We start from the raw sequence: 13,369 nt of genomic DNA, 5'->3' as shown, positions 1-13,369 counted from the left end.
GCCCATGAAAGAAAGACTTTATGAGATCCTTAATGAGGAAAAAGTACATGAGATTATTCCCTTTCTAAAAGAGCTTAGCATTGAAGAAAGGAAAACACTGATACCCTCTATCAAGAAAATGGACCGTGAGATCAGTAAAATTGTAATGACTAAAAACTCCTACCACACGGCAGGATCTGTGAACCAGCATTCCATTATAGATATAGCTTCTTTTGTATGTATGGACAAAAAGAATTTTGGTAAAAATTACTGGAGCCTTTTCCGCAATGCAGAACAGACCGAGCAGATATTGGAATGGGGATGCCCGGATTGGTTTTCAGACTTTATCAATGAATCGGTTGAAGCAGAATTTACAGCCTTCAATTATAAAGATATTTTAGGATGGTCAGAGAAAGGATATGTACAGCCCAAACCTGAATTATTGGGACATCACCTGAGTAATTATCCGGCTGATCTTGACCGTTATCCTGAAACACTTAATACACATTTCTGGTATTTATGTGAATTTCCTTCCAAATCTTTACCCTTCCGTAAAGAATGGTTTCCCATCGTTCAAAAGCTCATTGCTGAGAAGAAAATTGAAAGAAAAAGATTCCTGAAAGAATGCCTTCTGGCTTCCAACAGAAACTTTAATAAAAATGTCACAGGCTGGTTTATGGATGCTTTTACATCATTAAAACCAACGGAAGAAGAATTATCTGATCTGCAGGATGAACTGCTTGCAGGCCTTGTTTCTTCACAGTCAAAAGCCGTGAATACGATATTATCCCACCTGAAAAAAATTGTTGGAGCTGCTGAATTTAAAAATGAAGAATTTTCGCATTACCTTCCGAATTTGCTGAGCTCAGAAGTAAAAACAGTGGTGGTTTCCAGTCTCGGACTTACTGAAAAAATATTTCAGAGAAAGAAGGTGGATCCGGATATGCTCGGAGTGGCTTTAAGTACAGCATTTGTTAATAAAGATGATGGCATACAGTCAAAAGCAGCAAAGATCATTCTTAAATACATACCGGCTTCAGAAAATATGATTGAGGCACTTTCTCACTATTCAGATAATATATTGACGAATGTACGTCCGCTTTTAGTAAAATATATTGAAGAAAAACAGCCGGAGCTGGAAGCTATAGCTTCTGAAAAACGGTTGCTGGCTGCAGATGAAAATGCAGTGCAGGTACTTCAGAATTTTGAAGATCTGATGTTCTATCTGCCTTTGGCAATGGACGATCCGTATAGCTATCATTGTGATATTGCTTTGACAGGATTTATCAGGTTTGCCGGAGATGTGGATGAAGATTCTGTGAAACTGATGGAACCTGTATTTTTAAAGGCCTGTAAAACCATTGCAAAATGGGAAGTTCCTTATCTGAATGTTTTGCTGTGCAATGCTATTATCAATTATGGGCTGGCTTTAATGGAAAAATATCCGGTTCAGTTAAAGAATCTGGAAAAAATATATCAGAAAACCAGGGAGGAAGAAATGACAAGAGAGTCTTACTCCAATTATCAGAAGAAACTGGGCCCGATAGAAGATGTTGGAGCAGATTGTCCTGCAAGACAAGCTTTTAAAGAGATTGCTGTATATGCTGTTGAAAAAATAAAATCCGGGGATAAACTGCCTTTGTTATTTCCTATCACCCATGCGCCATGCTGGATTTCCCCTGTGACTCTCGTTGAGAGACTGGAGAATTATCAGAATAATAATACAGAGCCTCATCATCTGGATATTCAGCTGGCCCTGCAGCGCTGTGCTTTGGATGATACTTCAGAAGCTATTGCAGAAACAGAGAAAAGACTAAAAGGGGAATATAGAGAATTACTGCTTTTCTTTTTTGGTAAAAATGAAAAACCGGAAGGCAAGTTTATACACCCATCATGGTGGATGACAGCCGGAATTACACGTTCACCTGACACTGTTTTTGAAGAATTCAGAAGTTTCGGATATGAAAATATTCCTGTGGAATTCTTTTCAGGGGCTTACCAATGGAAGACCATTGACAATAAGAAAAACTCATACTATCCGGTAGAGTTGAATATTACGATTCCAAAATATCATCTTGAAAAAAGAAAAGAACCTTTGTTCCTGGAATATTTTGTAGCAGAGCAGAAAGAGCTTAATGAAATTCCTGCACTGATGCTGTGCTTTCCCAATACGCCTGCCAATGCTCTGGCGAAAGTTATCAAGTACTGTCTTTTCTATTCAGGAATTGCAGAAGTTTTTGAAAGAAACCTTGTTTTGAATACTGCCAATACACTGTATCAGATCAAGAAACCTCTGGATGAAATTGGTTATCTGTTTCTTGGGACTATTTTCCTGGATGGTGATAAAACCATCCGAGGAACTGCTGCTGAAATCTGGCTTGAACATGTTTCCTGTCAGATGATGGATAACGCAAGGCTGGGAAGAGTGATTGGTCTGCACGAAAAACTGGAGTGGGCGCCGGTGAAAAGATTGACAGATCTTATGCAGCATCACATGCTGAATGTAAGCAAAAATCATAATACTGCTCTCGAGGAATTGATTACCAATATTGTACTTCAAATGGAAGAACCGGTTACCAATCTGAAAAGAATTCTGGAAATTTACCATGAAGTATTGGCATTGAATCATTCATTGGTTCCTAAAGAAGTACTTGAAAAATTAAACCACTGGAAAGAAAACTCCAGCCTTAAAAAAATCTGTAATCTACTCCTGAAAAAATAGATCATGGAAGATACGTTTATTTACAACTATTCAGGTGCATCCTCTTTAGTTAGGACAGGTGCGCTCGAAGAGCTGTTCCTCGCCAAATACAATGAGGTATATAAAAATACTGATGCTCCCTGTTTCTTTTGGGGAAATGTAGGGCAGCCCTTTATTTTGGCCCGATGTCTGATCACCCTTTCCAACATTGTGAAATCCAGTTTTAATCTGTCGCCGCTTCAGATGGCACATCTTAAAGATCCTATAGTGACAGCAGGAAATGGAAGAGTACGATTTGAAGGCTTTTCTCATTGTGCAGGAGTGTATGCCAGAGTAGATGTACTGCCTGATGGATTGGATGGTGAGTTTCTTGAAAGCGGAACAACAAATGTGGATTTCAATCAGCCTATGATAAATGCTTTGGGAAGTATCCGTCCGAATGGAAAAATTATGCTTTCTGTAGGGCAAAAAGAAGTTGGGCTTTATCAGGAAGAAAATAAAATAATAGAAAGAAAAGTTCCATTGCCTGTAAAATGGATCAAAGGATTGGGGACCGTTCAGGTCTATTTATCAGAATCAGTGAAACGCTACACTTTCAATAGAATCCAGACGCAGCAATTGTTTAGAGGAATGCCGAAAGGAGTGGTAAAGTCAGATTATTACTTAATTGTACGCGGAAATAAACCTATATTTTCTCCGGTACAATCTACAGATTCTGTTTGTATAGGAGGAATTCACAGGCTTCGTCTTTTAGAGCCTCTTCTTCCTTATATTGATTCTATGCAGGTATTTGCACATGCCAATATGCAGTCCGTAACATGGCAGCTCAGTATGGGGAATATCCGTTTCAGTTTTTCTTTATCTAGAGAATGCTGGAGAGGTTTCTCAGGGGAAGGCGCAGTGTTAGATAGCCTGATTTCGGATGTTCCCGACGAATGGATTGATGCCCTGGATAAATATGCCTATGCCAACCAGTCCTTCAATCCTGCCACACTTGTTCTGGAAGAGAATATCAGTTTTGACAAAGTTGAAAATAGTACCGGCAGGCTTGCTGCAATGGGATTACTCGGTTACGACCTTGATGACAGGGAATTTTTCTATCGCAGGCTTCCTTTTAAATTAAGCCGTATTATCGGACTCAATCCCAGGATAAAAAATGCTGAAAGATTGATTGAAGACGGAAAAGTAGAAATTTTAAATCATCATAAAACAAGAACAGAAGCCAGAGTAAAAGGAACCGGTGTGCATCACACAGTTATCATTGAAAATGAGCGTGCACGCTGTACTTGTGAATGGTTCAGTAAATATCAGGGTGAGAGAGGGCCCTGTAAACATGTCCTGGCAGTGAAAAAACTGGTCAATGCTTAAATGTTGCTGATGTTTATTCGATTATTTTGCTGATAATACAGAGGCATAAAAATCCTACGCCTCTGTATTATAAAATTGTATTATTGGCCAGTCTGCTGTATCCATTCTTCATAGCTGAGTACACCTAATTCCGGTCTCCCTTCACCGTCCAGAACAGAAATAAACTCAAGCTGGTTTCCGTCGGGATCATTAAAATAAACAGCCAGTGCAGGCATCCATGCAAATACCATAGGCTCTGCACTTCCGTTTTTCAGGAAGTTGTAAGGTTTTAAATTCTTTTTTTCAAGAAACTCTATAGAATAATTCAAAATATCTTCCTTACTGCAGGAAAAAGCAAAATGTCTGGTCTGAAGATTCTCCTTCTGCTCCCATAATCCGAGCATAAATTCTTTCCATTCTCCAACCCATAAAAAAGCAATGGGCCTGGTTTCATCTCTGTGAGCAAGTTTCAATCCCAGCACTTCTGTATAAAATTGTATTGCATTTTCCAGATTGCTCACCTGAACATGGGTTTCATATATTCCTTTAATCATAGCTTAATTTTTAATCATAGCAAAGCTAGAAAAGCCTTAGCGAAAAATTAAATACAGATGATTTCTTTAATAAAAACGAATGATAGAAGGATTTTATAATGATGAATGATGAAATGATGAATGCAGTTGTATTTCTCAAACATCTGTATAAATCTGTGGAATTTGCGGAAAAAAATCTATTTAGCATTATTCAATAGAGGTGGGCTTTAGCCCGCCTTATAAACAGCCACATTCATCCGGCTTTAACCAAAACTTTGAATCTGCATAATCGTGCATAATCTGCGAGAATCATTAGAAATTAAAAAAAATCAAATAAAAATTTTCTGCGCAAAAAGATTGCGTAATACTGTGTTTACTTTGCATCAGAAATCAGAGAGGAAGTATCAATCCTTTCCATGTTTAACAATAAAAACAGTAACCATGAAATTTAATTTTTTAAAAAAAGAAACTAAAGTAGTACCGAACTACGAAGGTGTCAGGGCCTATGCGATGACACCTGCAGAAGAATTGTATAGTGCTGTTGTTACAACAGGACTGTCAGATGCCAACTATGAGAAGGGAAATGACAGATTGGAAAGAATACAGTCTCTGATTAAAAAAAATGATCCTGAATTTGTGGCAAAGCTGGCCGTATATGCAAGAAAAGATATGTACTTAAGATCTATTCCATTGGTTTTGACAACTGAACTGGCAAAGCAGATTTCCGGGACAGACCTTGTAAGCAAAACTGTAGATGGAGTCGTGCAGAGAGCGGATGAAATCACAGAATTGCTGGCGTACTACCAGCTTGCCAATAAAAGAACCGATACAAAGAAGCTGAACAAACTATCCAAGCAGATTCAGAAAGGACTGGTAAAATCATTCAATAAATTTGATGAATATCAGTTTGCCAAGTACAACAGAAAAGCAGAAGTAACGCTGAAAGATGCATTATTTCTGGTTCACCCGAAAGCTAAGGATGAAAACCAACAAGCAGTTTTCAACAAAATTGCCAACAATACACTGGAAACGCCTTATACATGGGAAGTTGAACTTTCCGTTCTGGGCCAGACAAAGTTTGCTAATGATGCAGAAAGAAAACTGGCTTTCAAAAACAAATGGGAAGAACTGATCTTCAGTAACAAATTGGGGTATATGGCAACGATGAGAAACCTGAGAAATATTCTGGAAGCAGGTGTATCACCAGATGCAATGAATAAGGTCTGCAGATATCTTTCGGATGAAAAAGCCGTATCCAACTCGAAACAGCTCCCATTCCGATTCCTGGCGGCTTACAGAGAACTGAAAACAATAGATTCACCATACCTGTCGTCAGTATTGGAAGCATTGGAAGATGCTGTAGTGGTAAGTGCTAAAAATATCAAAGGTTTTGGTTTTGATACTTCAGTGGTAATCGCAGCCGATGTATCGGGTTCCATGCAGAAAGCGGTTTCCGGTAAAAGTAAGATTTTACTGTATGATATCGGTTTGCTGATGTCTATGATCCTGCAGTCGCAATGTAAAAATGTGGTGACAGGTATCTTCGGTGACCGTTGGCTAAGAGTTCCCATGCCAAAAAATGGTATTTTAAGGAACGTGGATGCATTCTATAAACGTGAAGGTGAAGTAGGATATTCCACCAATGGTTATCTGGTGATTGAAGATCTGATCAAAAGAGGAGAACAGGTGGATAAGGTAATGCTTTTCACCGATACCCAGCTGTGGGACAGCAGTGGAAACAGAAATTCTTTTGAAAACCTGTGGAACAGATACAAAGCGATCGCTCCCCATGCAAAACTGTATATTTTTGACCTTGCAGGTTATGGTACACAGCCGCTTGATATCAGAAAAAATGATGTACATCTTATTGCGGGTTGGTCAGACAAAATTTTCGATGTACTGAACGCGTTGGAAGACAAAAAGTCTGTAGTAAAAATGATTCAGAAAGTAGTGCTGTAACAGGCACTGCTTTTAAAATAAAAATATAACTTTATTAATAATTAGATTATGAACAAAAGTTTTAATGATTCAGCAGATAACTCAATTCAAGTATTTACAAATCTTTTAGATGTCATTCAAAAATCGAATAGCATAACTGAAGATATTAAAGTGGGTTTAAATATAAGATTTAGTGAAGATGATCTTAAAGGATTTGACTTTATTAAAAAGATAAATGATATTGCTTCATTAATTGCTATTTCTAATCTTGATTTAACAGTTACAAGTAAGTTTTTATATAATGCTTCCAATAATTGGGAAAAAATATACTGTATTAAAAATGCATATTTAACAATTTTTGAAACATTTAAAACATATAATAAATATAGACAATTTCTTAATGAAGTTTCCAGCGGTTTAACAATATCTATAATTGAAGATTTTAAATGTATAAATAACTCAATAAAAGCTTTCAAGATTAGATATAGCTACGATAATAAAATGAGTATTATCCGCAATAACATTAGCGGACATATTAGTGACAACTTAGAATTGTATTATAATACTATTGTTCAATTTGATGGGGATAAAACAGCAGAAATGATAATTGATTTTTTAAAAATAACTAATGATCTTGAATGGTTTTTAATTAAAATTTTAGATCAAGAGAAATCAAAAAATAATAATCAAGAATTAATAGAAATAGCGAAGAAAATAATGCCAGATTTAAATGATAAAATTAATTTATTGTAATGGGAATTAATTTATTTTAATATGAATTATGGGAAATTTATTATATAGAATTGAACATGATCTTAAAGAAGGACGAAAGAAAAAAGCATGCGACAGATTAAGAAATATGATCAATCAATTTCCTGATGACCTTTCCCTAAGAAGAAAATTAGGACAGATTTATTTTGAAGCAGGATTTCTTGATGAAGCAGGTAAGTTCTGGATTCTTTCTAAACCAGAGAATAATGAAATGGAAGATGCTGTAGAGATTTACAGAAAGTCTTTAAGCAATTCAGGAAATACCATTTTAAAAGATATTGTTTTCAGAGGAAATAAAAAACTGCTTGATGAATATGCATTGAAAGTAATCACGGAACTTGAACAGCATAGTCTTAAAATCACAAAACAGATTCCTGTTTTCAAAGCCAAAACAAGAAAGAATGGAAGTTATTCAGAAAACAAAACAGACTTTTTAAGTAAAATAGGAATCTTTTTATTGATCGGATTCATTATTTTACTTCCGGTTTTAGGGATTTTTAAACTGGGTGAATTGATCTTATCATTATTTTCTCAATAAAAATCAAACTACGTAAAAAGATTGCGTACTATCGATATAAATTTGTGAAAATAAAACTAATAACTATGAAAAATCATAATTCCAATTTAAAAGGAGCATTGTATTGAGGTTAATACTCAATACTTATGAAGAAAGCTAAAACGTTAAGACAAAAATTCGGATTCAACGAATATGGATTAATCGACTTTCCAAAGAAAATTTCAGGCGTACAGATCTCAAGATTGATCTACGGAGATAATATGGGTTGTTCATATTGCTTTCCACATGGTTTTGAAGTGGTGAATGCAAGGTATACAAAGTTCCGGCGAAACTGGAAGAAATACAGAAAAACCCAATGGAGAAATTAAAATCAGGTGCCGTTTTGGAATCATACTTCGAGTTAGGTCTTCAGATGTGGGTTCAATTCCTGCCATTCCTGTTGTAAACGGAATGTAGCTCAAACGATAGAGCAGAAGAAAAAGAAAAGATTCCGCCGTTTTTGCCCTGATCCTATAAAAGAGTGCCGTAGAGAAGGCTTACTTCGGTATAATATTGGTTCGACTCCATAACAGATCATGAAAATGATCTTGTAAAAGTCTTTTTGAATCTAGCCTCTTTTATTTAAATACATCAATGAAAAAATAATAGTAAAAGTCGAAATTTTCAGCTAAGAGAACAATGGAAATGCGACATAGGAAACGGAGGTGTTAAGAAAATAAACTATACAAACGTTAAGAAAATTCTACTGTTTGAAGCGCGACACAGAAAGCGAAACGAAGAAGTAATAGCAAATTCGCGCAAGTTTTAGAATTTTTAGAGCGTGTAGGTTATTTTTAGCCGGAGTTTCCAGGTCTTGAACTTTTGGTTCTTTTGCTTCAAGGCAAAACGAACAAATATTTAAATAAAATTATACTACGTAAATAGATTACGTAGTAGCAGTATAATTTTGTAAAAAGAAAACTAATAACCATGAATAATTAAAATCAAGTGTCGTCTTAGAATCATACTTCGAGATTGAGTAAACATTGGGTCGCAGGTTCGAATCCTGCCTTCTCCCCCGAAAAGGAGAGGTAGCTCAGCAGGTAGAGCAAATGCACGGAAGATTCTGAAAAATATTACCTTGATTTGTAAAAGAGTGCCGTAGAAAAGGCCTACTTCGGTTTAATTTGGTTCGACTCCAGAAGGTCATGAAAATGATCTTGTACAAGTCTTTTCGAATCCTGCCTCTTTTTTATTTTAAAATGAATAACCATGCATATACCAAGTAATCTGACTGAATTTTTATACTGGGTCAAAGAACGCACAGAAAAACTGTGGTCTGTGGATGATGAAAATTGTCCTAAAGGATTTTACGGAGCCAGATGGCAAGGGCTTTCTGAAGAACAGATTGATCAGGTTGAGAGAAAATATAAGATCAGTTTTATTCCTGAGCATAAAGAATTTTTAAAGATTCTTCATGCGATTGATAAAAAAGAAATTGTTGAATATGAATATGATGGAGAATTAATTACTGAAGAACGTGATTTTTTTTATAATTGGCTTGCTGATGAAAAGGAAGTTGAGGAAATAATAAAAGGTTCTTATAATTGGATGAAGCACGATGTGAATGAGAAGAGCCAGGTGTGGCTTAATTCATGGGGAATAAAATCTGCATCTTTGGAAAAGAGAATAGAAGTTTTTGAAGAATGGTTTTCTCATGTTCCAGCTCTTTTACCATTAACTGGTCTCCGATATATTGTAAGTGATGAGAATCTTAAATGGAAACCGATTATTTCTATGGGATCTTCCGATATTATTGTTATGGGTTGGGATTTTAGAACTTATTTATTAAATGAAATAGGTAACCATCTTAATATCCATATTGAGGTCTTTGATGAAGAAGACCAAATGTTTTATACGCAACTTATTGATGAGGTAAAGTATATATTTGATGAAAATTTTAAGTATGATGAAACCAAAGATATTCCTTACCTGAAAGAAAGGATTCTCTATTGGTCTTCCGGATGGAGGAGTTTCGGTTTAAATTATTATTCAGAGAATGGCAGCATTCATCCTATTGTCAAAACATATATTGCTGAAGAAGAAAAATAAAAACAAACAAGTGCCGTAGAAAAATGTTACTTCGCTCATCACGACGGGGTCACGGGTTCGAGTCCCGTCTCTTCCACAACAAAAAACACAGTTTATATAGGAAGAGTAGCTCAGTTGGTTAGAGCACGACTGCATTATTCGTTTTTCGCCTTGTTTTATCATACAAGAAGCCGGAAGTGGGACGTTGAAAGATCTTTGTATCGTAATTTTCTATAAAGCCGGAGGAATCTCAGGCTTGCCATCTTTCTTCTTTCCACTTCCAGCTTCTTTATATGACCATCTGAAGTGTCGTCAGGAAAAAATACATCGCACTATAATGACGGGAGGAATAGCGAAGCCGGTTACTCCGGCAAGGTTATCCGGTTCGACTCCGGCAAACGACAGCCCGGTTTTTTCCTTATTATTACCTTTAAAAAATGCCGGTAGATTATGTACCGGCACTTTTCATTGTATCTTCAAGCTCTTTTTCAAACATTCCTTTCCATTTTGAAAGCGTAGTCCGGCTTATTTTATATTTCCTTGACATATAGCTTGTTGAGTGGCCATGTTTTTTCTGATACTGAAGCAGTTTTAACATCGTCTGCCTGTCGTAGGTTTTCAGTTTCTGATTTTCTCTGGACTGCTTGAACAGCTTTTCATTGAACTTAAGTACATCATCACTGGTGTGAAGCTTTTCAAGAAGTTCTTTGATTTTCGGATCTTTCAGCTTTTCAGGATATTCCATCTTTAGCATATCCTGATAAATTCTTTTGTAATTTGGGCGCATGTTTTATCTCTTTATCAGTTGGCATTATCGCTCTTCTGAAGCCATCTGTGAAGCGTACTTTTTGGAATTGAATATTCCTTGATAACTTCGCTTTGGGTCATTTCACCGGAAATAATCCTTTTCATGATAAAATCTTTGATTTCCTGAGTGTAAATGTTTTTCCTGAAATACGGCGTCTTTTCAGACTTTTGGCTGTTTTTGTTAATTGCAGAAGGCGGTGCGTATAAAATTAAATGTGAACTGTAGAGTCTGAAAAAATCATATTCCAGTAATTTGCTCCATCTTAAAAGAAGATCAGTATCCATTGAGCTGCTGTCGTACATCATCTCAACAGTTTCCTCATCTTTGCCTAAAAATTTGCATATTCTCTCTACTGTTATTTCGTTTTCATCAACTCTCTCCTTAATAAATTTCCCAATATGGATTTCTTTATATAACATTTTTACTGAATATTATTCTTTTGTTTAAACTTATATATAAAAAACGAAAATAGGTGATGTGTATTATTTTGTGTGGTGTTAAATAGCTGATGACAGCTTGAAATTGGTGAAGAAAATGGATTATGATTGAAAAATACCAAAAAATATCAAAAAACACCTTTCGTAAGACTCTATCTTAGAAACGCATTGTAACTTACCAAATATTGTAAAACTGGCGGGTAGGGATCACCTTAATATAATTTGGATATATTCTTTATTTTCAATGGGGTCTTTTCTTCTTCTCTTTCAAACTCTCTTCCTGCCATTTGTGTAAAATAATATATAACCTATTAAGGTTTTTATAGAATTCTGTGAGCTGAGGCTGTTGATGTGTTGATAAACAGCTTTTTGCACATCGAATCTTTTAATTAGTACCAAATAATCGCTTATTCGTTTTCAAATGTAAACAAAAATAAGAAGTAAAAACAGTTAGAAATGTAAAAATCATACTTTATCTGTTTATTTTAAGTAAAATTAACATATTATAAAAGTCGATATGTAAATTGTTTAAAGCGATCACCGTAATCATGAAAAGTCATAAAAAGAAAAAATTGTATACCATTTGCACAGTCCATACATTTGCATATCAATGAAAAATACTATAAGCTTATTCGACTTTTCGAAGAAAATCAACTATAAGAACGAACTGCTGGCTGGCTTTACGGTAGCAATGACTATGATTCCTGAATCCCTTTCATTTGCTATTCTGGCTGGTTTGTCTCCGCTTACAGGACTGTATGCTGCATTTATGATGGGACTTGTAACCGCAGTTTTAGGAGGACGTCCAGGTATGGTTTCCGGAGGAGCAGGAGCAACCATCGTGGTACTGATTGCTTTGATACATTCTCATGGAACAGAATATCTGTTTGCTACTGTAGCACTTGCCGGAATCTTTCAGATGATGGTAGGAATCTTTAAACTTGGAAAATTTGTAAGACTGATTCCGCAACCTGTTATGTACGGATTTCTGAATGGATTGGCTATTATTATTTTCATGGCACAGGTTGAACAGTTCAAAATCACAGACAGTAATGGAGGAGTAAGTTGGCTGCAGGGAATGCCTCTATACATCATGGCTGGCTTAACTGCCCTTACAATTGCTATCGTTTACTTTTTTCCAAAAATCACAAAAGTGGTTCCTGCCTCTCTGGTAGCTATTATCATCTTATTTGCAATAGTTCTCGGATTTAATATTCCAACAAAAACGGTTGCAGATATTGCTCATATCAGTGGAAATCTTCCGGGGTTTCATATTCCGAAGGTCCCTTTTTCTCTGGAAACTTTACAGATTATTTTTCCATATGCTTTAATTATGGCCGGAGTAGGTCTTATTGAATCTCTTCTGACATTATCCATGGTAGATGAAATTACGAATACCAAGGGAAGTGCCAATAAAGAGTCTGTAGCTCAGGGATTGGCTAATATTACCAACGGTTTTTTTGGTGGAATGGGTGGATGTGCAATGGTAGCACAGACATTGGTAAATCTTAATGCAGGCTCCAGAGCAAGACTATCAGGAATTGTAGCATCACTGCTTATTTTGATAATTATTCTGGTTGGTGCACCTGTCATAGAGAAAATTCCTATGGCTGCTCTGGTAGGAGTGATGATGATGGTTGCTATCAGCACTTTCCAGTGGGTTTCGATCAGGATTGTGAATAAAATGCCGAAATCGGACATTTTTGTAGGCGTTACGGTAGCGCTGATTACTGTGATTTTACATAATCTTGCTTTAGCAGTATTGGTTGGAGTGATCATTTCAGCATTGGTTTTTGCCTGGGATAATGCTAAAAGAATCAGAGCCAGAAAACATGTGGATGAAAACGGGGTGAAATACTATGAAATATATGGGCCTTTATTTTTTGGTTCAGTAACAGCGTTTACGGATAAATTTGATCCCGTGAATGACCCGGATCAGGTGGTTATTGATTTTAAAGAAAGCCGTATTGTCGATATGAGTGCTATAGATGCTTTGGACAAATTGTCCAAACGTTATAAGCAGCAGAATAAAACGGTATATCTGCGTCATCTCAGCGAAGATTGCAGAAAAGTATTAAAAAATGCAGAAGCAGTAGTGGAAGTTAATATCCAGGAAGATCCTACCTATAAGGTGATGCCGGAAAAATAGGAAGAGGTCAATGAGTGAATTTTGCTTCGCAAGTGAATGGTGAATTTTTATAGTAAAAAAAAATTGACAAGCGCAGCGGATTGACGATTCATTATTCACAATTTCATAGTCAATGAGTG

General features: G+C 36.1%; 11 protein-coding genes. 8 read left to right on the top strand and 3 right to left on the bottom strand.

Annotation, left to right across the window (positions count from 1 at the left end):
* The first annotated feature begins 4 nt into the window (after positions 1 to 4).
* The gene (locus LIV57_RS08865) at positions 5 to 2,701 is read left to right on the top strand and encodes a DUF6493 family protein (protein ID WP_227942329.1); all 2,697 of its coding nucleotides are present in this window, start codon (positions 5 to 7) and stop codon (positions 2,699 to 2,701) included.
* Between the two features lie 3 nt (positions 2,702 to 2,704).
* Entirely contained in the window at positions 2,705 to 4,048 is a 1,344-nt protein-coding gene (locus LIV57_RS08860) for an SWIM zinc finger family protein (protein WP_227942328.1), read from the top strand.
* Positions 4,049 to 4,128: 80 nt separating this feature from the next.
* Here LIV57_RS08860 and LIV57_RS08855 read toward each other — a convergent pair whose 3' ends face one another.
* On the bottom strand, positions 4,129 to 4,581 hold the full coding sequence (locus LIV57_RS08855; protein ID WP_227942327.1) for a VOC family protein: 453 nt from the start codon (positions 4,579 to 4,581) through the stop codon (positions 4,129 to 4,131).
* A 420-nt stretch (positions 4,582 to 5,001) separates the two neighbouring features.
* Here LIV57_RS08855 and LIV57_RS08850 point away from each other — a divergent pair, with 420 nt between their 5' ends.
* The 5 genes from LIV57_RS08850 (at position 5,002) to LIV57_RS08830 (ending at position 9,877) form a co-directional block, all read left to right on the top strand.
* Positions 5,002 to 6,519, top strand: coding sequence for a TROVE domain-containing protein (locus LIV57_RS08850; RefSeq protein WP_227942326.1), 1,518 nt, complete (start codon positions 5,002 to 5,004; stop codon positions 6,517 to 6,519).
* Between the two features lie 48 nt (positions 6,520 to 6,567).
* Positions 6,568 to 7,251, top strand: coding sequence for a hypothetical protein (locus LIV57_RS08845; RefSeq protein ID WP_227942325.1), 684 nt, complete (start codon positions 6,568 to 6,570; stop codon positions 7,249 to 7,251).
* A gap of 28 nt (positions 7,252 to 7,279) precedes the next feature.
* Positions 7,280 to 7,807: a DUF6584 family protein gene (locus LIV57_RS08840; protein ID WP_227942324.1), complete on the top strand. Its 528-nt coding sequence runs from the start codon at positions 7,280 to 7,282 to the stop codon at positions 7,805 to 7,807.
* A 125-nt stretch (positions 7,808 to 7,932) separates the two neighbouring features.
* Complete coding sequence (locus tag LIV57_RS08835) at positions 7,933 to 8,154, top strand: phosphate ABC transporter substrate-binding protein (RefSeq protein ID WP_227942323.1); 222 nt, start codon at positions 7,933 to 7,935, stop codon at positions 8,152 to 8,154.
* An 883-nt stretch (positions 8,155 to 9,037) separates the two neighbouring features.
* Positions 9,038 to 9,877 carry a hypothetical protein gene (locus tag LIV57_RS08830; protein WP_227942322.1) on the top strand — a complete coding sequence of 280 codons (840 nt, stop codon included), beginning with the start codon at positions 9,038 to 9,040 and terminating at the stop codon, positions 9,875 to 9,877.
* A 427-nt stretch (positions 9,878 to 10,304) separates the two neighbouring features.
* On the opposite strand, the gene LIV57_RS08825 is transcribed toward LIV57_RS08830, so the two are convergent.
* On the bottom strand, positions 10,305 to 10,643 hold the full coding sequence (locus LIV57_RS08825; protein WP_110009580.1) for a hypothetical protein: 339 nt from the start codon (positions 10,641 to 10,643) through the stop codon (positions 10,305 to 10,307).
* A gap of 14 nt (positions 10,644 to 10,657) precedes the next feature.
* Positions 10,658 to 11,083, bottom strand: a complete 426-nt coding sequence (locus tag LIV57_RS08820; RefSeq protein ID WP_110009579.1) for a transposase — start codon at positions 11,081 to 11,083, stop codon at positions 10,658 to 10,660.
* 628 nt (positions 11,084 to 11,711) lie between these two features.
* On the opposite strand from LIV57_RS08820, the gene LIV57_RS08815 reads away from it, so the two are divergent.
* Positions 11,712 to 13,250 carry a SulP family inorganic anion transporter gene (locus LIV57_RS08815; protein ID WP_227942321.1) on the top strand — a complete coding sequence of 513 codons (1,539 nt, stop codon included), beginning with the start codon at positions 11,712 to 11,714 and terminating at the stop codon, positions 13,248 to 13,250.
* Positions 13,251 to 13,369 lie beyond the last annotated feature (119 nt).

This window comes from Chryseobacterium sp. X308, assembly GCF_020733145.1.
Taxonomy (GTDB): domain Bacteria; phylum Bacteroidota; class Bacteroidia; order Flavobacteriales; family Weeksellaceae; genus Chryseobacterium; species Chryseobacterium cupriresistens.
The sequence above is the reverse complement of the archived record's forward strand: the minus strand, read 5'-3'. Positions and strand labels throughout refer to the sequence as shown.